We start from the raw sequence: 23,530 nt of genomic DNA, 5'->3' as shown, positions 1-23,530 counted from the left end.
CGCAACCAACGGTTCCTTCCGATGACGAAGACAGACGAGGCGGTCTCATCGGCACGAGCTGCCGGCGCGCTCGAGGTGTTTTCCATTTTCCTCAAGCTGGGGCTGACCTGTTTCGGCGGGCCGATCGCGCATCTCGGCTATTTCCGCGAAGAGTTCGTCGCGCGCCGCAAATGGCTGGACGAGCAGGCCTATGCAGACCTCGTGGCGCTGTGCCAGTTCCTGCCGGGGCCGGCATCGAGCCAGACCGGCTTCGCGATCGGGCTGATGCGCGCCGGCTATGCGGGCGCGCTGGCGGCATGGGCCGGCTTCACCCTGCCGTCGGCGATGGCGCTGGTGCTGTTCGCCTTCGGCGCGAGCGCGCTGGGCGGGCCTGTCGGCACCGGTCTCGTGCACGGGCTGAAACTGGTGGCGGTCGCGATCGTGGCGCAGGCGGTGTGGGGCATGGCGCGCTCGCTTTGTCCCGACAGGGAGCGTGCCTCGATCGCGGCCGTCGCGGCGCTGATCCTGCTGTTCTCCACCTCGGCGCTGGCGCAGATCGGTGCGATCGTTCTCGGTGGCGTCGCTGGCTTGTGGCTGTGCCGCGCCGAACAGACCAATGGCGCGGGCCACATCGCAATGCCGGTATCGCGCGCGTCCGGCTTCGTCTTTCTCGCCGCCTTCATCATCCTGCTTGCGGGCTTGCCGATCCTGGCGCACGTCGCGCCTTCCTCCGGCATCGCGCTGTTCGAGGCGTTCTATCGTTCCGGCGCGCTGGTATTCGGCGGCGGCCATGTGGTGCTGCCGCTCTTGCGCGAAGCCGTCGTCGGGCCCGGCTGGGTCAGCGACGACGTCTTCCTCACCGGTTATGGCGCGGCGCAGGCCGTGCCGGGGCCGCTGTTCACCTTCGCCGCCTATCTCGGCGCGGTGATGAAGGGCTCGCTTGGCGGCATAGCCGGCGCGGCAGTGGCACTGATCGGCATCTTCCTGCCGGGCATCCTGATCCTGCTCGCGGCGCTGCCGTTCTGGGACAATTTCCGCAAGCGCCTCACCGCGCAGGCGATGATGCGCGGCGTCAATGCGGCGGTGGTCGGCATCCTCGGCGCGGCGCTCTACGATCCCGTGTGGACCTCGAGCGTGCAGGGCCCGCGCGACTTTGCGATTGCGCTCACCGGCTTCGTGCTGCTGGTGGCCTGGCGCGCGCCGCCGCTGGTGGTCGTTGTCTTCAGCGCGGTGGCCGGGATCGCCGCGGCGATGCTGTAGAGGAAGGCTCGGTGCCGAAGAAGAGGCGCGCTTGCTGCCGCCTTCTGCCCGCAGGTCGTCCCGGATGTTTCAGGCGCCGGCGCGAAATTCGCTCGCCTCTGGGCCGAAAAAAACTGCCCACCGGATGACGGCGGGCAGCCAAGGCTCAGGGAGGAACGGTAAAGTGGATCAGGCTTCGAGATCGGCGAGCCGCTCGCGGTTGCGCAGCATGATCTGGCGGGCGCCGGAAAGGCCGAGTACGCCCTGCTGCTGCAGTTCGGACAGCGCGCGCGAGACGGTTTCCAGCGTGAGGCCGAGATAGTCGCCGATGTCGCGGCGGCACATCGGCAGCGCGATCATGCCGGTCTTGGCGAGGCGGCGGTCCATTTCGAGCAGGAAGGTGGCGACGCGCTCCATGGCGGTCTTGCGGCCGAGCAGCAGCATGTGGTTTTCGGCGTGCTGCAGCTCACCCGAGGTGATCGACCAGAGATCGCGCGCGACGCGGACGTCGCTGTGGGCCGACTGTTCGAGGCTCCTGCGCTTCACGAGGCGCATCGTGGTGTCGAGGATGGCTTCGGCGGCGAGGCGATGGGCATCGCTCGATTCGAGGCCGAACACGTCGCCGGGGAGATGGAAGGCGCCGATCTGGCGGCGGCCGTCGGAGAGCAGCTTGTAGGTGCGCACAGCGCCGCGGATCACCTGGTAGACGTATTCCGCCGGCTCGTCCTCGCCGTAGATTTCCTCGTCCTTGCGGTAGGTGAATTCGGTGGCAACGAGGCCCGCATGCCCGGTCAGCACGCCGAACCGGTCGCTGGTTGCGCAGGTAGGGGCAACCTTGCGGCCGATGGCGGCAGTGGTGTCGATCGATTGGGTGAGCATTTGGGCATCTCCTCGTTCCGGGATGTCCAAACCAGTAAGTGGAAACGGGATCGGCCGAAATTTGGTCCGATGCCTTAAGGGCAGGCCCCTACGTAGGTTACCGGAGGCGGCTTACGGCAAATGCAAATCAGTGGCGGGTGCGGCGCTCGTCGAGCGCGCCCCTGATCTGGCTGATCAGGCTCTCGTCGAGCAGCGGCTTGCGGAGAAAATGGACGCCTGCGGTCGCGGCCCGTTCCGAAATGTGCTCGTCCGGATAACCCGTGATCAGGATGATGGGCGCTGAAATATCCCTGCCGCGCAGCCGCTTGATCAGGTCGAGCCCGTTCATGTTCGGCATCTTGTAGTCGATCACGAAGCAGTCCGCGCCGTTCGTCGCCTCATCCTGCAGCAGCGCCGCGCCGCTCCTGAAGGTGCGCACGTCAAAGCCGTCGGTCTCAAGCAGGAACTGCAACGAGCCGAGGAAATCGGTATCATCGTCCACAACGTAGATCATGGCCTTAGCCGGCAAATCGAGCATTAGCCGACGCCTGTCTAATCCGGGTTCATCTGGATCAAGGCCTTATGACAGATTTGGCTGCATGGCGATTGATGTGGCTCAATCTTTCAGCGCGCCGGCCCGCATCGCCAGCCGCACCAGCTCCGACAGACTGCCGGCCTGCATCTTGGTCATGACGTTGGCGCGGTAGACCTCGATGGTCCGGGGGCTGATGTCGTATTCGCGCGCGATCGACTTGTTGGAGAGGCCGGTGACAAGGCCATCCATCACCTGGCGCTCGCGCGGGCTCAAGGTGGCGATTCGCTCCGCGATCTCTCGGGTGACCGCCTCCTGCCTCGCCTCCGGCTCGGCGCGCTTCAGTCCGGAATCGACCATCGCGATCAGCAGGTCGTCCTCGAAGGGCTTTTCGAGAAAGTCGACGGCGCCGAGCTTCATCGCCTCCACCGCCAGCGGCACGTCGCCGTGCCCGGTCATGATGATGACGGGAAAGCGGCTCTGCAACGTCTTCAGACGGCGCAGCATCTCGATGCCGTCGATCCCGGGCATGCGCACGTCGGAAACGACGCAGCCGAACTCGAGCCCGGGCATCGCATCGAGGAAGGCTTGTGCCGAGTCGAACAGCGCGACCTCGAAATCGACGGAGCCGAGCAGAAACTCCAGCGAATGGCGCATCGCCTCGTCATCGTCGATGACGTAGACCTTTCCCTTAGGCATCAGTCAGGCTCTCGTTAGGTGCGGCGGGCAGTGTAAAACGAAACGTTGCGCCACCGGAAGGGTTGTTCTCCGCCCACATCTTCCCGCCATGCGCCTCGATGATGGAGCGGCTGATCGAAAGGCCGACACCCATGCCGGTCTCCTTGGTCGTGAAGAAGGTCTGAAACAGATTCGATTCGACGCCGTCGGCGAACCCCGTGCCGCTATCGGCTACGGCGATTTCGATCATTTCGTCCGCGACCGGCCGGGTCGTCGCCACCAGCCGGCGCCGCGGCGAGGCCGCCATCGCTTCCAGCGCATTGCGGAACAGGTTGACCAGCACTTGCTGGATCTGGACGCGGTCGACCAGCACGAGATCGTGCTTGCGGTCGAGTTCGAACTGCAGGCTTACGCCCTGCTCGCGCGCCCCCGTGAGGCCGAGCGCGCCGGATTCCTCGATCATCTTCGCGATGCTTTCGACGCGCTTTTCCGATTCGCCGCGCGCGACGAAATCGCGCAGGCGGCGGATGATCTGGCCTGCGCGCATCGCCTGTTCGGCCGCGCGATCCATCGCGCTCTCGATCTTGTCGCGGTTCGGGTCGGTGCTGGCCGCGAGCAGCCGGCGCGAGCCCCTCATGTAGTTGCTGATGGCGGCGAGCGGCTGGTTCAGCTCGTGCGCCAGCGCGCTCGCCATCTCGCCCATCGCCGACAGGCGCGATATGTGGACGAGCTCCGACTGCAATTCCTGCAGGCGGTGCTGGGTCTGCTGCTGCTCGGTGAGGTCGCGCACGAAGCCGGTGAAGAAGGTCTCGCCGCCGGAGCGCGTTTCGCCGACCGACAGGTGCATCGGGAAGGTGGTGCCGTCCTTGCGCTTGCCGGTAACGATGCGGCCGATGCCGATGATGCGGCGGTCGCCGGTGACGCGGTAGCGCTCGAGATAGGCGTCATGATGCGTGCTGTCCGGCTCCGGCATCAGGATGCTGACGTTCTGGCCGATCGCTTCGCCTGCGGTATAGCCGAACTGCCGCTCCGCCGCATTGCTGAAGAACTCCATGATGCCGCGGCTGTCGATCACGATCATCGCATCGGGGATGGTCTCGAGGATCGAGCGCAGATGGGTCTCGCGGGTGCGCAGTGCCTCCTCGACCTGCTTTTGCTCATCGATGTCGAGCGCAAGGCCGCTGAGGTGTCGCGGCTGGCCGTCCTCGGCGCGGACGACGCCCGCGCGCAGCCGGATCCAGTGCCGCCCCGCCGGCCGGGTCACGATCGAAAAGGCGATGTCGAGGCGGGCTCCGCTGTCCACGGCGTGCGCAATCGCCCGCCTGATGCGCTCGCGGTCGAGCGGGTCCAGGAGCTCCAGGAAGGCTTCATAGCCAGCCGTATGCGCCCCCGACGTGCCAAACAGCTTTCCGGCATTCTCGGACCACGTGACTTCCTGGGTCAGGAGGTCGAGATCCCAGATTCCGACCCCGGATTGCTCGATTCCGAGGCGGAAACGCTGGTCCCGCATGGGGTCGATGGGCTCTGGTTGGGCGGTATTGGTCAAACCGGGCCTTTGCGGTCGGCCCCCTGGGTCTACGGCCCTGCCGCAGCGCGCCAAGATGGCCTTGGAAACCAAGATGGCCTTGGAACAAGTCTATTTGTCCCAAGGCCGGGCAAAGCTCAAGCCCTTCACCTGAAGGAAGTCAGCTCGCCTTGGCCTCCTGTTCGTCCTCGGCGGAATTGACATAAACACCCGACATCGGCTCGAGCCAGACCAGGTGATCATGCACCTTGCGGACGCCGGTGACGTTCTCCGCCGCGACGATGGCGGCCTGCCGCGACCGCTCGTCGGTGATGATGCCGGACAGATGCACGATGCCGTCGCGGACCACGACGGACAGCCCGAGCGGTTTCCAGTCGTGCTTTTCGAGCGCGGCATGGATGCGGTTGCGCAGGTGATCGTCGTCGGCGGTCGGATCGGGAACCTCCCGGGCGAGGTCGAGCACCGCCTGCACGAGATTGGTGCGGGTGACGATGCCGACGAGCGCCTCGCCGCGCATCACCGGAACGCGCTTGATGTCGTTCTTCTCCATGGTTGATGCGACGTCCTCGAGCGTGGCGTCTTCGGTGACCGTGATCGGCGAGGGGTTCATCACTTCGCCGACCTTGCGGCCGCGCTCGCGCACGAAATCGGTGGCTTCTTCGCCGGGGCCGAGCAGCAGTTTCAGCCAGCGCGAGCGACGCCGCTGCGTTCCGATCTCGGCGCGGCGCACGAAGTCGCCTTGCGATACGACGCCGACCAGCTTTCCTGCGGCGTCGATGACGGGCATCCCGCTGATATGATGCTCCAGCAGCGTTCGCGCGGCTTCCGCTACGGAAGTGTCGACGGTGGCGGTGATGACCTGCCGGGTCATGATCTGGTGCACGCGCATGCGAAGGCTCTCCAGCTTGCTCGGATTTGCAGCGATGGTAAGCCGCGGAGACGGCTCGCGGTTGACAAAGCTCAAGGCCGGCACTTGATCTATCTCATCGCAGATCGCCGGTCGGTCGCCTAACTGATGGCCAGACTGGATGTTGCGGGAGAATTCCGATGACGTATGCGACGGCGATGGTCAGCCTGGCGGTGGATCAGCCGAACGAGGCGTTGCTGGAAGTGTCCGGACAGCTTGCCGCATTGTTTTCCGCCAAGGTGATCGGCATCGCCGCGGCGATGTTCAGCCCGCCGATGTATTTCCTCGAAGGCGCCGCGAGCCAGCAACTGCTCGACGAGGGAGAGGCCGCCATCCAGAACCGGATGGCCGAGCTGGAAGGCCGGTTCCGTGCTGCAATGCAGGGCCGCGTCAGGGCGCTCGAATGGCGTTCGGCCATCGAATTGCCGGCGCGCTATGTCGCACGCGAAGCCCGCGCGGCCGATCTCGTCATCGTCGGCGGCGACGGCGATGCGATCCTCGATCCGTTCGCGATCGCCGGCCCCAGCGACCTCGTGCTGCAGGCCGGGCGGCCGCTGCTGGTCGTGCCGCACGGCGTCAAGTGGCTGGACTTGCGCAGCGCGCTGGTGGCCTGGAAGGATTGCCCGGAGGCGCGGCGGGCGGTGGCGGATGCACTGCCGCTGCTGGCCAAGGCCACGGAAGTCACGGTGGCGGCCGTCGCCGAGCAAGAGGGAACACTGGCCGCCGTGCGCCGGCAGGCCGAAGATGTCGTCGGCTGGCTCTCGCGCCACGGCATCGCGGCTCGCGTCCATGTGCCGGAGCGTTGCGGCAACGCCGTCAAGCAGCTCGACCGCATCGCCGCCGACATCGGCGCCGGTGTCGTGGTGGCCGGCGCCTACGGCCGATCGCGCTTCCGCGAATGGGTGCTGGGCGGTGTCACTCAGCATCTCGTGGGCCAGACCGCCCGCTGCGCGCTGCTTTCGCGCTGATTTTTTTGCTTGACGCAGCTCAACGAAATCGGAGGCTGCGGCGTTAGGCTTGCTGCGATCGATGCAGGAGGATGCCATGTCAGAGACGTTGACCGAAACTGCAGTGGGGAAGCTGCCGGGCGATGCGCCGGGCGCCATCGTCGAATTCAACAAGCGGGCGCTGCATTTCATGTTCGATGCGCAGCGGGTCATTCTCGGCGAAATGGTGACGGCCAGCGATGAGATCCTCGAAGACGTGCGCGCCGAGATGCATCTGGCGGCGGAGTTCGCCGCCAGGATCAACGAGGCGCATTCGGTGGAGAACATCCGCAATGTGCTGAAGGAGTGCGGCCAGCATCAGATGGACGTGTTCAGCCGCGAGAGCCAGAATATCCTGCGCCGAAACCAGCGCCTGGTCGAGGCGACCACGCACCTGTTGGCCAACGCGCGCAAGCACTAGCGCGATCCCGACCGCGTCGAATTACCGGTCTTTCCGTTCCGGCAGCCGCGGGGCTGGCGCAGCTTGCAAAAAAATGCTCCAAAGCCCGAAGGAGATGTTGGTGCAAACTTTTTACTTTGACATTCAGGACGGCGTCCCTGTCCGCGACAGAAAGGGACTGGAACTTGCAAATACCAGCATGGCCATCGAGCATAGCAAGCGGCTCGCCACGATCATTCGACGGAAGGAGCCGCCGGGCCGCAGGGATCTCCTGGTCGTCGTCACCGACCAAAGCGGCAGGGAAGTTCACCGGGAGCCGGTGTACCCGGAGGCGCATGAGCCAGAAGTCGGGTTCCGGAAGGTTCCTTAGGTAAACAAGCCGAATTTCGGCCGTCGGCGTTCCGATCTAACTTCACTGCAGACAGCAGGAGTTGTCGGAAATGAACCATTTCATCGAGAGCGCCGATCGCGCCACCCACTGCAAGATCGTGGCCGCCGCCTTGCTGGCTGCAGTCGTCATCGTGGGCATCGCCACCGCCGCCCGCGTAAACTCAGCCGCCGGCATCGCCGAAGCGAGCCCCGTCATCAAGGCGGGCAAGCCGATGGTGCTCACCAACCGGCATGCTGAAATGGCGGTCCGCTAGAGCGCAATGGTGATTGGTTGAATCGATCGTCCGGCGGGCTCGGTTCACCTCTCCCAAGGGAGAGGCGAATTCCCACCGTCCCGCAGCACTTCAGTCGCTACGGCGCGCGGGGCCGGCCGGGCCTGCTCAGCACAATGACGATCGAGACTGCCGCAATGGCCACCACCGCAAACGCGATCCACTGCGCCGCGGTGAGCAGGGAGACGACTTCGAATCGCCACACAGTGGTCGGTTCGGTTGTGGCCAGCGGCAGAATGTCCGCGAAGTAGCGTAGGATCACGGTCACGCCGGCCAGCAGAACCGTGCCTGCCACCACGAGATAGACGAGCTTGCGCAGCATGGTTCTTTCCTCCTCGATCGGCCGCGATGCTACGGTATCGGCGTGCGGTGCAGCAATCCGATGCCGACCTTAGGGTTCACTACGTAGGCCCTGGCATTGTTGACCTCGATCAAGGGCAGTTTCCGGCGCTGGGCTTCTAATAACAGGCGTTTCCGGATCTTGTCCGGCGCAAATGAAACCCAGGGATTCGGCGGCCAGCTTGTACAAATTCCTCGAACAGATCGTCTCCGACTACATGACGCGCGACGTCACGACCGTGCCGCCTGCGATGTCGATTCGCGAGCTCGGCCAGCGCTTCAAGCAGACCGATTTCAACAGCTTTCCGGTGGTGGACAACGGCCAGGTGGTGGGCGTCGTCAGCAAGTTCGACTATCTCGCCTGCTTCGAGTTCACGCCGGCGCGGATGGTGCCCCGCTACGACGATCTGATGCGACGGACGGTGGCCAGCGTCATGACGCGTGAATTCATCTATGCCAGCCGCGACACCAAACTGACTCGCGTGTTGCAGCTGATGATCGAGCATCGCCTTCGCAGCCTGCCGATCCTGGACGCCGATTCGCGCCTGGACGGCGTCATCGCGCGCGAAGACGTCATCCGCGCACTGGAGCATTGTGCGCAATGCGAGGCTGAGGAAACATAGCCATGTCGATCCGCGACGCGCTGTTGCCGCTGATCGGACAATCCTCGCGCAGCACCATGGCGGCGATCGAGAAATGCGTTGCGATGTCTCGCGGGCTCGATGTCCGCGTCACGGCGCTTGCGATCGAGACCGAGGATGCCGCGTCGCCGGCCGTTGCCGACGTGCTGGGCGCGACGGAAATCGTGCAGACTGCGCCGACGGCGCACGGCTTGCTCGCTGCGTTCGCGGCGGCGGCCACGAAACTGTCGCTGCGCAACGAGCAGCGGCTGGAGCGCACGGCAGGTGGCGCGATGATCGACATGGTCGTGCGCGAGGCGCGGCTGCGCGATATCGCGATTGCCATCGTCAGGACCGCCGATTCGATCTCGGAGAAACTCGTCGAGCGCCTGCTCTTCGAGACCGGCCGGCCGGTACTGATGTGTCCGGAGGAGACGGCCGACAGCCTCGCCGCAAGCTTCGGCGACGTCGCGATCGCCTGGGACCACAGCGCACCGGCGGCGCGCGCGGTCGGCGATGCGCTGCCGCTGCTGCGGCGGGCTTCCGGGGTTCGCATCGTCACCGCAACCGACGAGGCGAGCGCCGCGCAGAAGGCCTCGGGCGAGGCGCTCGAGCGCCATTTGGCCGAGCATCGCATCGGGGCCGGCTTCGAGACCGTCGCAATCGATGGCCGTCCGGACGGAAAGGTCTTCGAGGAATTCGTCGAGGACAACGGCATCGACCTCCTGGTCATGGGCGGCTACCGCCACTCCAGGCTGAACGAGCTCATCTGGGGCGGGGTGACCGCGACGGTCATCAACCGGCCACCTTGCTGGGTTATGCTGTCGCACTAGCTCCCTGATCCATATTCCTCATCCATATGCGCACGATGTGTCGTACATCCCGGCCTCAGGCCATGCGAGGTCATTGAAAAGATGTCGACCTATCGATTGAGCAACGTGCTGGCGCCGCGCTCGGTGGCGCTGGTGGGGGCGAGCCCGCGGCAGGGCTCGCTGGGAGCCGCCATCCTGCAGAATATCCGCACCAGCGAATTCGCCGGCCCGATCGGCATCGTCAATCCGCGTCATGGCGAGATCGGCGGCACGAAAACCGCGAGCCATATCGACCATCTGCCGTTTGCGCCGGAGCTCGTCGTCGTCACCGCGCCGGCGCGGGAGATTCCGGGGATCATCGACGCCGCCGGCAAGCGCGGTGCAGCGGGCGCGGTGATCGTCAGCGCCGGGCTCGGCCATGGGCCGGGCTCGATTGCGGAGGCAACCGACCGCGCGGCGCGGGCGCATCGCATGCGCCTGATCGGACCGAACTGCCTGGGCATCATGATGCCGGGCGTCAAGCTCAATGCGAGCTTCGCCGCGCACATGCCGCGCCGCGGCAACCTCGCTTTGATCTCGCAGTCCGGCGCGATCGCGGCAGGCATGGTGGACTGGGCCGAACAGAAGTCGGTCGGGTTTTCCGGCGTCGTCTCGATCGGCGATCAGCTCGACGTCGATATTGCCGATCTGCTCGACTATTTCGCGCTCGACCGCGAGACCGGCGCGATCCTGCTCTATATCGAGGCGGTGCGCGATGCCCGCAAGTTCATGTCGGCGGCGCGCGCTGCGGCCCGCGTCAAGCCGATCGTGGTGGTGAAGTCGGGGCGGATGGCGATGGGCGCCCGCGCCGCGGCCACGCATACCGGCGCGCTGGCCGGCGCGGACGACGTCTATGACGCCGCCTTCCGCCGCGCCGGCATGTTGCGCGTGTTCGACTTGCGCGAACTGTTCGACTGCGCCGAGACGCTCGGCCGGCTCAAGCCGCCGCGCGGCAAGCGGCTCGCCATGCTGACCAATGGCGGCGGTCTCGGCGTGCTGGCGGTGGATCGCCTCGCCGAGCTCGGCGGCGTCACTGCGGCGCTTTCGCCGGCGGCGCGCGACAGTCTCAATGCCGTGCTGCCGCCGACCTGGTCGGGATCGAATCCGGTCGACATCATCGGCGATGCCGATGCGGCGCGCTATGCCGCCGCGCTGGAGGCCCTGCTTGCCGACCCGGACAACGACGCGGTGCTGGTCATGAACGTGCAGACCGCGGTGGCTTCCGCGGGCGACATTGCCGACACCGTGACGCGCGTCGTCGCGGCGGCGCGCGAGAAGCGCCGGCCGGCGCGGCCCGTCCTGGCGGTCTGGGTCGGGGCGGGGCTCGAAATATCGAAGACCTTCGACAATGCCGGCATTCCCAACTTCGCGACCGAGGACGCCGCGGTGCGCGGTTTCATGCATCTGGTGAAGCATCGCGAGGCCTTTGAAGCCTTGTCGGCAGTGCCGCCGAGCCTGCCTGCCGACTTCGTGCCTGACGTCGAGACGGCACGCGCCGTCGTCGAGACCGCCGTTGCCGAAGCAAGGCGCTGGCTCGATCCGGCCGAGGTGAAGCGGCTGCTCGATGCCTATCAGATCGACATGGTGCCGACGCTGGAAGCCGCCGATCCCGAGCATGCGGTGAAGCAGGCCGAATCCCTGTTCGCGCGGGGCAGCAAAGTGGTGCTGAAAGTGCTGTCGCGCGACATCACGCACAAATCCGACGTCGGCGGCGTCATACTCAACCTGGCAACAGCCGAGGAGGTGCGCTGGGCTGCCGCCGACGTGCTGAAGCGGGCGAAGGAGCTGCGGCCCGATGCAAAGCTCGCCGGCGTGCTGGTGCAGCCCATGGTGCTGCGCGCGAAGGCGCGCGAGCTGATCCTCGGCATCGCCGAGGATCCGACCTTCGGCCCGGTGGTGGTGTTCGGGCGCGGCGGTACGGCGGTCGAGATCATCAACGACAAGGCGCTGGCATTGCCGCCGCTCGACCTCGCGCTGGCGCGGGAATTGATCGGGCGGACGCGGGTGTCGCGGCTGCTCGCCGCATACCGCGACGTGCCGGCCGTGAAGGAGGACGCGGTGGCGCTGACGCTGGTGAAGCTGGCGCAACTCGCCGCCGACCTGCCCGAAGTGACCGGGCTCGACATCAATCCGCTGCTCGCCGATCCGTCGGGCGTGCTGGCGGTCGATGCCCGCGTCTCCGTCGGCGCACCCGGCCGCAAATTCGCCGGCCCGGGCAACGCGCGCTTTGCGGTGCGGCCCTATCCATCCGAATGGGTGCGGCACCTGATGGTGAAGGACGGATGGAAGGTGCTGGCACGACCGATCCGTCCCGAGGACGAGCCGCTGATCCACGACTTCCTGAAGCACGTCACCATGGAGGACCTGCGGCTGCGTTTCCTCGCCCCGATGAAGCACTTTTCGCACGAGTTCGTCGCGCGCCTGACCCAGCTCGACTATGCCCGCGCCATGGCGTTCGTCGCCTTCGACGAGGCGAACGGGGAACTCGCCGGCGTCGTCCGGCTGCACTCGGACTCGATCTACGAGACCGGCGAGTACGCCATTCTGGTGCGTTCCAATCTCAAGGGCAGGGGATTGGGCTGGGCGCTGATGCAGCTCGTGATCGAATATGCCAAGTCGGAAGGGCTGAAGCAGATCTACGGGCAGGTGCTGCGCGAGAACACCACCATGGTCGAGATGTGCAGGGACCTCGGCTTCAAGGTCGTGCCCGATGCGGTCGAGCGCGACCTGTTCGACGTGACCCTGCCGCTCGATCGCTAGACCAGGCGAAGCGCGTCAGAGCCGCGCGACGGAGACGACGCGGAACGGATGCATGCGGCCTTCCTCGTTCACCGAGACATATTCACCCGGCACGAAGCGTTCCTCGTTGAAGTGATAGCCGCCCTCGTCGGGGATGTTCGCCTCGTATTCGAACGCCCATGCGCCGCCGCGGCGATGCACGAGATGGCCGTGCACGGTGTCGGCACCCGGCCGCAGCCGCGCCACGCGGCAGGCCTCGCGGCGCTGCCGCCACGCCTCGGCATCGATGCGGCCGTCGTCGTTGAGCGGCGCGACCAGCACATAGGCGATGTCGTGGGCGCCTTCGGGATGTCCCTGCTCGCGCGCGAGTTCGATCCGGATCTGCCGGAAGCTCGAAGGAAGCGAGGTGTTGAGAATGGGCGTGGGGGAGGACATGGATTGCTGTTCCTGACGACGGATTCTAGTCGGAAGCGGCGGCGGGCTTGCGCAAATGGCTGATCGCCGCCGTGATCAACGGCACGATCAGCGGCAGCACGCCCTCGAGCGGGTGATGCATCAGGCGATTGATCTGGAACTGCGTGGCCTGTGCCTCGGCCTGCAGCGCGTCGATCGCGGAATCGTGAATCTCGTTGGCGAGGGTCAACTCCTGGCCGAGACTGCGTCGCGACGCGATGAAGAGAAGGATCAGCGCGATCGCGAAATTCACGGCGCCGAGAATGGCCGCAGCGGCGATGGCGCTCAGGACCTGCACCAGCGCGAAATAGGCCGCCAGCTCGAACATCAGGAGCCCGAACGCGGCGATCAGCGCGGCAAAGGCGCGCAGGCCCAGGCTCATCAGCATGTGGCGCAGCCGCATCTCGGCGATGATCCGGTCGGTGCGCCACAGCAGGCGCAGGTTCTTCACGATGTTTTCCGGGTTCACTCAGAGCCTCCTCAAGGCGATGCCCACCACGATGCCGACCGCAAAGGCGCAGGCAAGCGCTGCGATCGGGCGCTCCGCGACCAGCTTTTCGATCTGCTTCTCCTCCTCGCCGAGGTTCCGGCCGAGCTCGTCCAGCGCGGATTTGAGCTGCTCGGCAAAGTTGTCGGCGCGCTCGCGCGATGCCTTCAACATCTCGTCGCCGGCGGCGCCGAGCAGGCGCGCGGCATCGGCTTTCAGCGCCATGAGCTCGTCGCGCAGTTCGGTGGATGTCGGCATGATTATCTCCCTGAGGGAGTGTATAAATCACCTTAAGCCGGTGTCTGCGTGCGGCCTTGATTTGCCTCAAGGCTGCCCGCGACAAGCTGCCCTTGAGGCAGGTCAATCCCCGGGTCATATCGCCACCCTAGAAGGGGGCGGCCTTTAGAAGATGGACGGCAACATTGAGTGTCCCGCTGCTCAACATCGCCACTGTCGGCGATACGCTCGAAATCCGGCCCACCGGATCGTGGACGGTGCTCAACGCCAATTTGCTGGAGAGCATGTTCAACGCGGCCGCGCCGCAGCTTGCGCAAGCCAAGCGCCTGCGCGTCGATCTCGCCGGCGTCCGGGAGATCGACACGCTCGGCGCCTGGCTTCTGGAGAAGATCTCGCGCGGAGCGGAACAGGCGGGCCGTACGGTCACCGTCACCGGCATCGACGAGCGCCATGCGGAGTTGATCGAGGACGTCCACAAGGTCAATCGCGGCAAGCGCGTGGCGCGGCCGCGGCCAAATCCCGTGCTGGCGCGGCTGGAGCAGACCGGCCGCGCGGCGGTCGGCGCGCTCGGCGAGGCCGCGATATTCCTGCAGATGCTCGGTGCGACCGGCTGGGCGCTGCTCGGCGTGCTGCGCCGTCCGCGCTCGCTGCGGCTGACCTCGCTGGTCTACCAGACCTGGCGGATCGGCTGGCAGGCGATTCCGATCATGGTGCTCATCACCTTCCTGATCGGCGCGATCATCGCCCAGCAGGGCATTTTCCACTTTCGCAGGTTCGGCGCCGAATCCTACGTCGTGGACATGGTCGGCATCCTCGTGCTGCGCGAGATCGGCGTCTTGATCGTCGCCATCATGGTCGCCGGCCGCTCCGGCAGCGCCTGCACGGCCGAGCTCGGCTCGATGAAGATGCGCGAGGAGATCGACGCTCTCACGACGATGGGGCTCGATCCCGTCGAGGTGCTGATCCTGCCGCGCATCATCGCGCTGGTGATCGCGCTGCCGATCCTGGCCTTCCTGGGCTCGATGGCCGCGCTCTATGGCGGCGGCCTGATCGCCTGGCTCTATGGCGGCATGTCGCCGGCGATCTTCATCGCGCGGCTGCACGAGGCGGTGTCGGTGACGCATTTCCAGGTCGGCATGATCAAGGCGCCGTTCATGGCGCTGGTGATCGGCATCATCGCCTGCAGCGAGGGGCTGAAGGTGCAGGGCAGCGCCGAATCGCTGGGTCGGCAGACCACGACCTCGGTGGTGAAGTCGATCTTCCTCGTCATCGTGCTCGACGGCCTGTTTGCCGTCTTCTTCGCCTCGATCGGGATGTGAGCCGTGGACGCCGTGGCCGATCGATATGCGATCCGCGTCAGCGATCTCGTGGTCGGCTTCGGCCGCCGCATCGTGATCGATCACCTGTCGCTCGACGTGATCAGGGGCGAGATCCTCGGCCTGGTCGGCGCCTCCGGTGGCGGCAAGTCGGTGCTGATGCGCACCATCATCGGCCTCATTCCGAAAATGGACGGACGCATCGAGGTGATGGGCTGGGATGCCGACGCGGCCAGCGGCCTCAACGGCCGCCACGGCGCGCCGAAATGGGGCATCCTGTTCCAGCAGGGCGCGCTGTTCTCCTCGCTTACGGCGCGGCAGAACGTGCAGTTTCCGCTGCGCGAGAGCCTCTCGCTGTCGCAATCGCTGATGGACGAAATTGCCGATGCCAAGCTGGAAATGGTCGGGCTCTCGCCCGAGGACGGCGACAAGCTGCCCTCGGAGCTGTCCGGCGGCATGACCAAGCGCGTGGCGCTGGCGCGCGCGCTGGCGCTCGATCCCGCGATCGTCTTCCTCGACGAGCCGACCAGCGGCCTCGACCCGATCGCGGCCGGCGACTTCGACGCGCTGATCAAGACGCTGCAGAAGACGCTCGGCCTTACGGTCTTCATGGTGACGCATGACCTCGCCAGCCTGAAGACGGTCTGCGACCGCGTTGCTGCGCTTGCCGACGGCGAGATCGTCGCCATCGGATCGATGGACGATCTGCTGCACTCCGAGCATCCCTGGGTGAAGGCCTATTTCCACGGCAAGCGCTCGCTGATGCTGCACAGGAAACCGGACTGAGAACGCATATGGAAACCAGAGCTCCCTTCGTCATCGTCGGCGCCTTCGTCCTCGCGGCCATCGTCGCCACGTTCGGCTTCGTCTATTGGCTGCACAATTCCACCGGCATCGGCGCACGCAGCACCTACCAGCTGCAGTTCGACGGTCCGGTGCCGGGACTCCTGGTCGGTGCCTCGGTCCTGTTCAACGGCATTCGCGTCGGCGAGGTCACCGAGCTGAGGCTGGCGACGGACAATCCGCGCCGCGTCAATGCGACGATCGCGGTAATGGCCGACACGCCGGTGCGGGCCGACACCAAGGTGGGGCTGGACTTCCAGGGGCTGACCGGCGTTCCCGTGGTGGCGCTGGAGGGCGGCAAGCAGGTTGCGGCCTCCGGCCGCGTGCCGACCCTGATCGCCGAACCCGGCGCGGGGCAGAGCATGACGCAGGCCGCGCGCGATGCGCTGCGGCGCGTCGATTCGATTCTCGCCGACAATGCCGAGTCGCTGCACGGCATGATCGAGAACTTCCGCACCTTTTCCGACGGGCTCGCGCGCAACACGGGCAAGCTCGACGGTATCGTCGCCGGCCTCGAGCGCATGACGGGCGCGAGCACGCCGCCGCCCAAGACCATCTACGACCTGCAGGCCGCCGCCGCGCCCGCAACGCCCGGCAAGCCGCTGAAGGGACAGCTCGCGATCCCCGAGCCCTCGACCGTTGTGATGTTGGACACGCAGCGCATCCTGTTCTCGCCGGCCAATGACTCGCCGGAATTCGCCAACGCCCAATGGGCCGACACGATTCCGCGGCTGTTGCAGGCAAGATTGATCCAGAGTTTCGAGAATTACGACATCGACCACGCGCCGCTGCGCAACGCCGACGGTGCCGAGGTCGACTATCAGCTCCTGATCGACATCAGGGAGTTTCAGGTGGCGGCCGGCTCCCAGCCGACCGCGAAGATCGCCTTGTCGGCGCGGCTCCTCAACAAGGAGGGCAAGGTCGTCGCCGCGAAGCTGTTCAGCGCCAGCCAGGCGGTCGACAAGGTCGACCCGTCGGCGGTGGTCGCCGCGTTCGATGCGGCCTTCGCCGATTTGGCGCGCCAACTGATCGACTGGGCGGTGCAGACGGTCTGAGCGGAGCGCGCTATTCCAGGCTCTTGAGGTAGGACAGCACGTCGTTGATCTGGTCGGGGGCAAGGGTGAATGTCGGCATGGTCGGGTGGCCGGTGTAGATGCCCTCGGCCAGCGATTCCTGCAGCGTTTCGATCGGGTATTTGCGGTGGAGGTCGCGGAAGGGCGGGGCGATGTTCAGCGGGCTCGGCGACACCTTGTCGATCGCATGGCACCGCGAGCAGTTGGTGACCACGAAGTTCTTGCCGCGCTGCTCTGCGGGGGTAACGGCCCACGCCGAGCTCGTCATCACGAGGATGGCGGTCAGGCAGCCGGGAAGGTATCGCATCGCAGGTGTCTTGCTCATTGATTCCAGACGGGTTTTAACACTGGCACGGTTGCCGCTTGCCGCCGTTGATTTGCCTCAACGCCAGTCGGCGCCGGCTGCTTCCGCCGGGATTTGACGCAGCTCAACAAGGCGATCCACGGGCGTGGCATCGTTTTCCGACTCAAGGAGGAGGAAAACGATGCCTATCGATGTGGTGATGCTGTCCGCGGCTATTGTCGGCGTGTTCGTGCTTTTCGGCTCCGTGCTGTACTGGGGCGAGCGCCGGACCCGCGACCTCTCGCCCAGCGTCGAGAGCGCGAAAACGAAGCGCCGCGCTTTCTGAGGGAGCCGGTCATGCCTGCATCGTCAGGCCGCAAATATCCCGTCATCAGCCGGCTGATCGAGCGGGTGAAACGGCTCGCCGACCGTTCCGACGAACTGCCGGAATTCCGTCGCATGGACGATCTGCAAGTCGGCCAGATCGCCCACGAGTTCGGCCTTTCGCGTGCCGAGCTCTACACGCTGTGCGCCAGCAGGGCGAGCGACGGTCTTCTCAAGCAGCGGCTCGCCGAATTCGGCCTGACCGAGGAACTGTTGGCGAAGATGCATCCGGAAGTGTTGCAGGACCTGCAGCGCGTCTGCGGCACCTGCACGACCACCGCGCGCTGCGCCGACGATTTCGCCCGGCACCGGGATTCCGGTCGGGACGAGTATTGTCCGAACATCTGCACGCTCTACGCTCTGAAACAGGAGGGAGTCGGGCAGAAGGAGCGGAAAAACGATTCGTGCTGCTGCGGCTCCTGCGGTTCCTGACCTTCGACCAAGGTCTAAGACGAATGCCGGCAGTCGAAGGGCTGCCGGCTTTTGCATTTTATTGCCGCCTTTGCCTTGCGCGCTGCTCCTCACACTCTTGCGCAAATCCGGCGAGAATTGATCTCGGTCAAGTTCGCACTCGCGAAAGCGTGATGTGAGGGGGCGGGTCACTCAAGAAAGTATCCGCAATGACACAATCCGCAGACGCAAAATGGATGACACACGGCGAGGCCGGGCTTGGCGGGCTTTCGGCCGTGTCCGCCTTCGTTCTTGTGTTCGTCGCGGCCAAGGCGGCCGACGGCGCCTTTGCCTTCCACGCCCTGCTCGGCGCGGCCTTCAGCCTCTGGGCCTGCTTTGCGATCTTCAACCGCTATTTCACGCGGCCGGCGGCGCTGCCGCCGCAGGAGATCAACGGCCGGCCGAACTACAATTTCGGTCCGATCAAGTTCGCCGCTGGTATCGCGATGTTCTGGGGCATCGCCGGCTTTCTGGTCGGCCTGATCATCGCCAGCCAGCTGGCGTGGCCTGCGCTGAACTTCGACCTGCCATGGACCAGCTTCGGGCGGTTGCGGCCGCTGCACACCTCGGCGGTGATCTTCGCCTTCGGCGGCAACGTGCTGATCGCGACCTCCTTCTACGTGGTGCAGAAGAGCTGCCGCGTGCGCCTCGCCGGCGACCTCGCACCCTGGTTCGTGGTGCTCGGCTACAACTTCTTCATCCTGATCGCAGGCACCGGCTACCTGCTCGGAGTCACCCAATCCAAGGAATATGCGGAACCGGAATGGTACGCCGATCTCTGGCTGACCATCGTCTGGGTCGTCTATCTCCTCGTCTTCCTGGTGACGATCATCAAGCGCAAAGAGCCGCACATCTTCGTTGCCAACTGGTTCTATCTCGCCTTCATCGTCACCATTGCGGTGCTGCATCTCGGCAACAATCCGGGCCTGCCGGTATCGCTGCTGGGCTCGAAATCCTACATCGCCTGGGGCGGCGTGCAGGACGCGATGTTCCAGTGGTGGTACGGCCACAACGCGGTCGGCTTCTTCCTGACCGCCGGCTTCCTCGCCATCATGTACTACTTCGTGCCCAAGCGCTGCGACCGGCCGATCTATTCCTACCGGCTGTCGATCATCCACTTCTGGGCGCTGATCTTCCTCTACATCTGGGCCGGCCCGCACCATCTGCACTACACGGCGCTGCCGGACTGGGCGCAGACGCTCGGCATGACCTTCTCGATCATGCTGTGGATGCCCTCCTGGGGCGGCATGATCAACGGCCTGCTGACGCTGTCGGGCGCCTGGGACAAGCTGCGTACCGATCCCGTGCTGCGCATGCTGGTGGTGTCGGTCGCCTTCTACGGCATGTCGACCTTCGAGGGACCGATGATGTCGATCAAGGTGGTGAACTCGCTGTCCCACTACACCGACTGGACCATCGGCCATGTGCATTCCGGCGCACTCGGCTGGGTCGGCTTCGTCTCCTTCGGCGCGCTGTACTGCCTCGTGCCGTGGCTGTGGAACAAGAAGCAGCTCTACAGCCTGAAGCTCGTCAACTGGCACTTCTGGATCTCGACGCTCGGCATCGTGCTCTACATCTCCGCGATGTGGGTGTCCGGGATCATGCAGGGCCTGATGTGGCGTGCCTACACCGCGCTCGGCTTCCTCGAATACTCCTTCATCGAGACCGTCGAGGCGATGCATCCCTTCTACGTGATCCGCGCCGCGGGCGGCGCGCTGTTCGTGATCGGCTCGCTGATCATGGCCTACAATCTCTGGATGACCGTGCGTGCGGGCGAAGAAGAAGCGACGTCGCCCGTCGCCCTGCAGCCGGCGGAGTGAGGATAAGAAAATGTCAGTCTGGGCAAGACATCAAATCTTCGAAAAGAACTCGATCATCCTGGTCGTCGGCATCCTGCTGGTGATCGCCATCGGCGGTCTGGTCGAGATCACGCCGCTGTTCTACCTCAAGAGCACCATCGAGAAGGTGGACGGCATGCGGCCCTACACGCCGCTGGAGCTGGCCGGGCGCAACATCTACATCCGCGAGGGCTGCTATCTCTGCCACTCGCAGATGGTCCGGCCGTTGCGCGACGAGGTCGAGCGCTACGGCCACTATTCGCTCGCCGCGGAAAGCATGTACGACCATCCGTTCCAGTGGGGCTCCAAGCGAACGGGGCCGGATCTGGCCCGCGTCGGCGGCAAGTATTCGGACGAGTGGCACGTCACCCATCTGAAGAATCCGCGCGCGATCGTGCCGCAGTCGATCATGCCCGGCTATCCGTTCCTGGCGGAGACCGAGCTCAACGCGGAGGCCTTCGCCGACCACCTGCGCGCCAACCGCACCATCGGCGTGCCTTACAGCGACGACCAGATCGCCAATGCCGCCGCCGACCTCAAGGCGCAGGCCGATCCGGACAACGCCGGCACGGATGCGTTCGCCAAGCGCTACCCGAAGGCAGTGGTGCGCAACTTCGACACCAAGGCCGGCAATCCGACGGAGATGGATGCGCTGGTCGCGTACCTGCAGATGCTCGGCACGCTCGTCGACTTCAAACTCTACAACGAAAAAGCCAACCTGCGCTGAAGGCTGTCACATGAAAGCAATCTTGACCGCTTCGAATCCGGTGTCGGAATTCGTGACGTCGCTCTGGACGCCCCTGTTCGTCGGCATCTTTATCGCCATCGTGCTTTACGCGCTCTGGCCGCGAAACAAGGCAACCTTCGACGCCGCGTCGAAGATGCCGCTGCGTGAGGACTGATCAGCCATGACCGATCACAGCGAAGTTGACAAAGTCTCCGGCACGTCGACGACCGGACATGAATGGGACGGCATCAAGGAACTCAACACGCCGCTTCCGCGGTGGTGGGTGTGGACCTTCTATGCCACCATCATCTGGTCGATCGGCTACTGGATCGTCTATCCGGCCTGGCCGCTGATCTCGAGCCACACCACCGGTTTCTTCAACTACTCGACCCGCGCCGACGTCGCGGTCGAGCTCGCCAATCTCGAGAAGATCCGCGGCGAGAAGATGGTGAAGCTCGCGGCAACGCCGCTCGTCGATATCCCGAAGGATCCGGCGTTGCTGGCGCTGGCGCGCGCCAGCGGCAAGGCGGCGTTCGGCGACAACTGCGCCCCCTGCCACGGCACCGGCGGCACCGGCTCCAAGGGTTATCCCAACCTCAACGACGACGAATGGATCTGGGGCGGCAAGCTCGACCAGATCGAGAAGACCATCCAGTTCGGCGCGCGGTCCGGACATGCCAACGCGCATGAAGGCGCCATGCTCGCCTTCGGCAAGGAAGGCGTGCTCAAGGCGGCGGAGATCGCCACGGTCGCCAACTATGTCAGGTCGCTCGCCGGTCTTTCGACCGCTGCCGGCTTTGACGCCGCGGCTGGCAAGAAGATATTTGCCGACAACTGCGCATCCTGCCACGGCGACGCCGGCAAGGGGAACCCGGAGATGGGCGCGCCCAACCTGACCGACAAGATCTGGCTCTTCGGTTCGGACGAGGCGACGCTGGTCGACACCATCACCAACGGCCGTGCCGGCGTGATGCCGGCTTGGGTCGGCCGGCTCGATCCGGCCACCATCAAGGCGCTCGCCGTCTACGTACATTCCCTCGGCGGCGGTCAATAGCGCCGCTTGCTTGCGCTGCATCAAGGTTCGCGTTCGGGACTGGAAATAAAGTTCAGCACCGCACGCGAGCCGAAGCAAAGCCAATGAACAAGACCGTGTTACCCAGCGAGCTGGAAGTCGTCCCGGAAGACGGGCCGCTCTATGCGGCCCGCAAGAAGGTTTACCCCCAGAAGGTGTCCGGCACCTTCCGCCGGATCAAATGGGCACTGATGGGGGTCTGCCTCGGCATCTATTACTTCCTGCCTTTCGTGCGCTGGAATCGCGGCCTTGGCGCGCCCGCCCAGGCGGTGTTGATCGACTTCCCGAACCACCGCTTCTACTTCTTCTTCATCGAGATATGGCCGCAGGAAGTCTACTACTTCACCGGCCTGTTGATCGCCGCCGCCCTCGTGCTGTTCCTGCTGAATTCGATCGGCGGCCGCATCTGGTGCGGCTATCTCTGCCCGCAAACCGTCTGGACCGACCTGTTCTACGCCGTCGAGCGCCTGATCGAAGGCGACCGCCGCGAGCGCATGAAGAAGGATACCGCGGGATGGACCCCGCGGCGTGTCGGGGAGGCCGCGCTCAAGCATTGGCTCTGGCTGATGATCGCCTGGTGGACCGGCGGCGCCTGGGTGCTCTACTTCGCCGACGCGCCGACGCTGGTGATGAACCTGCTCACCTTCCAGGCGCCGGCGATCGCCTATATCTGGATCGCCATCCTGACCGCCACGACCTACGTGCTGGCCGGCTTCATGCGCGAGCAGGTCTGCGTCTACATGTGTCCGTGGCCGCGCATCCAGGCCGCGCTGACCGACGAATGGGCGCTCAACGTCACCTATCGCTACGACCGCGGCGAGCAGCGCACTTCGGTGAAGAAGGCCAAGGAGCTGCGCGCCAGGGGCGAAGCGGTCGGCGACTGCGTCGATTGCTACCAATGCGTCGCGGTCTGCCCGACCGGCATCGACATCCGCAACGGGCCGCAGCTCGACTGCATCCAGTGCGGCCTGTGCATCGATGCCTGCGACACGGTCATGGGCAAGATCGGCCGCCCGAAGCGGTTGATCGGTTATGACAACGACATCAACATCAAGCGCCGCATGGAAGGAAAGCCGGAGATCTACCGGCTGGTCCGTCCGCGCACCGTGATCTATTGCGGCATGATCGCCGCGGTCGGCGCCATCATGCTGTACGCGCTGCTGACGCGATCGTTGCTCGACGTCAACGTGCTGCACGACCGCAACCCGATCGCGGTGAAGCTGAGCGACGGCTCGATCCGCAACGCCTACACCATGCGTCTGCTCAACAAGCGCGGTTTCGATCGCGTCATCGCCATCGACGTCGACGGTCCGGTCAACGCCAGCATGCACGTCGTCGGCGTCGACTCGGTGACGCAGGACCGGCCGATGATCGTGCTCGGCCGCGACGCGACCACCGAGCTGCGCGTGCTGGTCACCGCGCCGGCCGAGCAAAACACCGCGAAATCCGTGCCGGTTCGGTTCCGGATCACCGACATCGGTCTCGGGGAGACCGCGGTCGCCACGGACAACTTCGTGACCCCCCAGTGACGCGGCAGGAGTTATCGATGCGCAATCCATCCAAGGCCCCGCGCCCGCTGACCGGACGAACGGTCCTGTTCTATCTCGTCGCCTTCTTCGCCACCGTCATGGGCGTCAATCTGATCATGGTGAAGTTCGCCATCGACACGCTGCCGGGAACGGAAGTCGACAGCGCCTATCGCGCGAGCCTCGCCTACAAGAGCGAAATATCGGCCGCGCACGACCAGCAGCGGCGCAACTGGAAGGTCGAGGCCCATGTCGAGCGTAGCGCCGGTGGCGCGGCCGTGGTGCGGATCGACGCGCGCGACGCCAACGGCACGCCGCTGTCGGGACTGAAATTCTCCGGACGGCTGGAGCGGCCGACCGACAAGCGGGTCGACCGCGCCGTCGAGCTCGCCGAATCCGGCATTGGCGTCTACCGCGGCAGCGCCCCCGACGTGCTGCCGGGGCAGTGGGACCTCGTGATCGAAGGCGAGGCGAGGGGCGGCGCGCGGCTGTTCCTGTCGCGCAACCGCGTCATTCTCAACTAGCG

General features: G+C 65.4%; 29 protein-coding genes. 19 read left to right on the top strand and 10 right to left on the bottom strand.

The window, feature by feature from the left end:
• Positions 1–21: 21 nt before the first annotated feature.
• Positions 22–1,239: a chromate efflux transporter gene (gene chrA, locus ACT4OC_RS02050; RefSeq protein ID WP_444837336.1), complete on the top strand. Its 1,218-nt coding sequence runs from the start codon at positions 22–24 to the stop codon at positions 1,237–1,239.
• A gap of 168 nt (positions 1,240–1,407) precedes the next feature.
• Here the strand turns inward: chrA and ACT4OC_RS02045 are convergent, their stop codons facing one another.
• From ACT4OC_RS02045 to ACT4OC_RS02025, 5 genes are all read right to left on the bottom strand, one after another.
• Positions 1,408–2,097, bottom strand: coding sequence for a helix-turn-helix domain-containing protein (locus ACT4OC_RS02045; protein WP_444837335.1), 690 nt, complete (start codon positions 2,095–2,097; stop codon positions 1,408–1,410).
• Positions 2,098–2,224: 127 nt separating this feature from the next.
• Positions 2,225–2,590, bottom strand: a complete 366-nt coding sequence (locus ACT4OC_RS02040; protein ID WP_444837334.1) for a response regulator transcription factor — start codon at positions 2,588–2,590, stop codon at positions 2,225–2,227.
• 102 nt (positions 2,591–2,692) lie between these two features.
• Positions 2,693–3,307, bottom strand: coding sequence for a response regulator FixJ (fixJ, locus tag ACT4OC_RS02035; RefSeq protein WP_444837333.1), 615 nt, complete (start codon positions 3,305–3,307; stop codon positions 2,693–2,695).
• Positions 3,300–4,796: a sensor protein FixL gene (gene fixL, locus ACT4OC_RS02030; RefSeq protein ID WP_444837332.1), complete on the bottom strand. Its 1,497-nt coding sequence runs from the start codon at positions 4,794–4,796 to the stop codon at positions 3,300–3,302. The genes fixJ and fixL overlap by 8 nt, the downstream gene beginning before the upstream one ends.
• A gap of 175 nt (positions 4,797–4,971) precedes the next feature.
• On the bottom strand, positions 4,972–5,700 hold the full coding sequence (locus tag ACT4OC_RS02025; protein WP_444837331.1) for a CBS domain-containing protein: 729 nt from the start codon (positions 5,698–5,700) through the stop codon (positions 4,972–4,974).
• Between the two features lie 158 nt (positions 5,701–5,858).
• Between ACT4OC_RS02025 and ACT4OC_RS02020 the strand changes: the two genes are divergently transcribed.
• The 4 genes from ACT4OC_RS02020 to ACT4OC_RS02005 all read left to right on the top strand — a co-directional run bounded on the left by ACT4OC_RS02020 (position 5,859) and on the right by ACT4OC_RS02005 (position 7,748).
• Positions 5,859–6,686: a universal stress protein gene (locus ACT4OC_RS02020; RefSeq protein ID WP_444837330.1), complete on the top strand. Its 828-nt coding sequence runs from the start codon at positions 5,859–5,861 to the stop codon at positions 6,684–6,686.
• Positions 6,687–6,762: 76 nt separating this feature from the next.
• A complete protein-coding gene (locus ACT4OC_RS02015) occupies positions 6,763–7,125 on the top strand; it encodes a hypothetical protein (RefSeq protein ID WP_444837329.1) in 363 nt (120 codons plus the stop codon).
• A 94-nt stretch (positions 7,126–7,219) separates the two neighbouring features.
• Positions 7,220–7,474: a DUF6894 family protein gene (locus ACT4OC_RS02010; RefSeq protein ID WP_444837360.1), complete on the top strand. Its 255-nt coding sequence runs from the start codon at positions 7,220–7,222 to the stop codon at positions 7,472–7,474.
• Between the two features lie 70 nt (positions 7,475–7,544).
• Positions 7,545–7,748 (top strand): hypothetical protein, encoded by a 204-nt coding sequence (locus ACT4OC_RS02005; RefSeq protein ID WP_444837328.1) that lies wholly within the window; start codon positions 7,545–7,547, stop codon positions 7,746–7,748.
• 97 nt (positions 7,749–7,845) lie between these two features.
• Here ACT4OC_RS02005 and ACT4OC_RS02000 read toward each other — a convergent pair whose 3' ends face one another.
• Positions 7,846–8,088 carry a hypothetical protein gene (locus ACT4OC_RS02000; RefSeq protein ID WP_444837327.1) on the bottom strand — a complete coding sequence of 81 codons (243 nt, stop codon included), beginning with the start codon at positions 8,086–8,088 and terminating at the stop codon, positions 7,846–7,848.
• Between the two features lie 199 nt (positions 8,089–8,287).
• Here ACT4OC_RS02000 and ACT4OC_RS01995 point away from each other — a divergent pair, with 199 nt between their 5' ends.
• The 3 genes from ACT4OC_RS01995 to ACT4OC_RS01985 all read left to right on the top strand — a co-directional run bounded on the left by ACT4OC_RS01995 (position 8,288) and on the right by ACT4OC_RS01985 (position 12,336).
• Complete coding sequence (locus ACT4OC_RS01995) at positions 8,288–8,728, top strand: CBS domain-containing protein (protein WP_444837326.1); 441 nt, start codon at positions 8,288–8,290, stop codon at positions 8,726–8,728.
• 2 nt (positions 8,729–8,730) lie between these two features.
• Positions 8,731–9,558: a universal stress protein gene (locus tag ACT4OC_RS01990; protein ID WP_444837325.1), complete on the top strand. Its 828-nt coding sequence runs from the start codon at positions 8,731–8,733 to the stop codon at positions 9,556–9,558.
• Between the two features lie 81 nt (positions 9,559–9,639).
• Positions 9,640–12,336, top strand: coding sequence for a bifunctional acetate--CoA ligase family protein/GNAT family N-acetyltransferase (locus ACT4OC_RS01985; RefSeq protein WP_444837324.1), 2,697 nt, complete (start codon positions 9,640–9,642; stop codon positions 12,334–12,336).
• 15 nt (positions 12,337–12,351) lie between these two features.
• Here the strand turns inward: ACT4OC_RS01985 and ACT4OC_RS01980 are convergent, their stop codons facing one another.
• The 3 genes from ACT4OC_RS01980 to ACT4OC_RS01970 are packed head-to-tail and all read right to left on the bottom strand — an operon-like array spanning position 12,352 to position 13,513.
• Positions 12,352–12,750, bottom strand: coding sequence for a hypothetical protein (locus ACT4OC_RS01980; protein ID WP_444837323.1), 399 nt, complete (start codon positions 12,748–12,750; stop codon positions 12,352–12,354).
• Between the two features lie 25 nt (positions 12,751–12,775).
• On the bottom strand, positions 12,776–13,237 hold the full coding sequence (locus ACT4OC_RS01975) for a phage holin family protein (RefSeq protein ID WP_444837322.1): 462 nt from the start codon (positions 13,235–13,237) through the stop codon (positions 12,776–12,778).
• Positions 13,238–13,513, bottom strand: a complete 276-nt coding sequence (locus ACT4OC_RS01970; protein WP_444837321.1) for a hypothetical protein — start codon at positions 13,511–13,513, stop codon at positions 13,238–13,240.
• Between the two features lie 164 nt (positions 13,514–13,677).
• Between ACT4OC_RS01970 and ACT4OC_RS01965 the strand changes: the two genes are divergently transcribed.
• From ACT4OC_RS01965 to ACT4OC_RS01955, 3 genes are read left to right on the top strand one after another with little or no spacing between them, the layout of a single operon-like run.
• Positions 13,678–14,811: an ABC transporter permease gene (locus tag ACT4OC_RS01965; protein WP_444837320.1), complete on the top strand. Its 1,134-nt coding sequence runs from the start codon at positions 13,678–13,680 to the stop codon at positions 14,809–14,811.
• Positions 14,812–14,814: 3 nt separating this feature from the next.
• Positions 14,815–15,594, top strand: coding sequence for an ABC transporter ATP-binding protein (locus tag ACT4OC_RS01960; protein ID WP_444837319.1), 780 nt, complete (start codon positions 14,815–14,817; stop codon positions 15,592–15,594).
• An 8-nt stretch (positions 15,595–15,602) separates the two neighbouring features.
• Positions 15,603–16,706: an ABC-type transport auxiliary lipoprotein family protein gene (locus tag ACT4OC_RS01955; RefSeq protein WP_444837318.1), complete on the top strand. Its 1,104-nt coding sequence runs from the start codon at positions 15,603–15,605 to the stop codon at positions 16,704–16,706.
• Positions 16,707–16,716: 10 nt separating this feature from the next.
• On the opposite strand, the gene ACT4OC_RS01950 is transcribed toward ACT4OC_RS01955, so the two are convergent.
• A complete protein-coding gene (locus ACT4OC_RS01950) occupies positions 16,717–17,031 on the bottom strand; it encodes a c-type cytochrome (protein ID WP_444837359.1) in 315 nt (104 codons plus the stop codon).
• A 178-nt stretch (positions 17,032–17,209) separates the two neighbouring features.
• Between ACT4OC_RS01950 and ACT4OC_RS01945 the strand changes: the two genes are divergently transcribed.
• From ACT4OC_RS01945 to ACT4OC_RS01910, 8 genes are all read left to right on the top strand, one after another.
• Positions 17,210–17,353 carry a hypothetical protein gene (locus tag ACT4OC_RS01945; RefSeq protein ID WP_444837317.1) on the top strand — a complete coding sequence of 48 codons (144 nt, stop codon included), beginning with the start codon at positions 17,210–17,212 and terminating at the stop codon, positions 17,351–17,353.
• An 11-nt stretch (positions 17,354–17,364) separates the two neighbouring features.
• A complete protein-coding gene (locus tag ACT4OC_RS01940; protein WP_444837316.1) occupies positions 17,365–17,823 on the top strand; it encodes a hypothetical protein in 459 nt (152 codons plus the stop codon).
• 215 nt (positions 17,824–18,038) lie between these two features.
• Positions 18,039–19,661 carry a cytochrome-c oxidase, cbb3-type subunit I gene (ccoN, locus tag ACT4OC_RS01935; RefSeq protein ID WP_444837358.1) on the top strand — a complete coding sequence of 541 codons (1,623 nt, stop codon included), beginning with the start codon at positions 18,039–18,041 and terminating at the stop codon, positions 19,659–19,661.
• Positions 19,662–19,671: 10 nt separating this feature from the next.
• Entirely contained in the window at positions 19,672–20,406 is a 735-nt protein-coding gene (gene ccoO / locus ACT4OC_RS01930; RefSeq protein WP_444837315.1) for a cytochrome-c oxidase, cbb3-type subunit II, read from the top strand.
• 10 nt (positions 20,407–20,416) lie between these two features.
• Positions 20,417–20,581 (top strand): cbb3-type cytochrome c oxidase subunit 3, encoded by a 165-nt coding sequence (locus ACT4OC_RS01925; protein WP_444837314.1) that lies wholly within the window; start codon positions 20,417–20,419, stop codon positions 20,579–20,581.
• Positions 20,582–20,587: 6 nt separating this feature from the next.
• Entirely contained in the window at positions 20,588–21,460 is an 873-nt protein-coding gene (gene ccoP, locus ACT4OC_RS01920; protein ID WP_444837313.1) for a cytochrome-c oxidase, cbb3-type subunit III, read from the top strand.
• Positions 21,461–21,543: 83 nt separating this feature from the next.
• Positions 21,544–23,007, top strand: a complete 1,464-nt coding sequence (gene ccoG, locus ACT4OC_RS01915; RefSeq protein WP_444837312.1) for a cytochrome c oxidase accessory protein CcoG — start codon at positions 21,544–21,546, stop codon at positions 23,005–23,007.
• Between the two features lie 17 nt (positions 23,008–23,024).
• The gene (locus ACT4OC_RS01910; protein ID WP_444837311.1) at positions 23,025–23,528 is read left to right on the top strand and encodes a FixH family protein; all 504 of its coding nucleotides are present in this window, start codon (positions 23,025–23,027) and stop codon (positions 23,526–23,528) included.
• Positions 23,529–23,530: the final 2 nt, after the last annotated feature.

Source organism: Bradyrhizobium sp., assembly GCF_052389815.1.
In the GTDB taxonomy this organism is placed as follows: Bacteria; Pseudomonadota; Alphaproteobacteria; order Rhizobiales; family Xanthobacteraceae; genus Bradyrhizobium.
The sequence above is the reverse complement of the archived record's forward strand: the minus strand, read 5'-3'. Positions and strand labels throughout refer to the sequence as shown.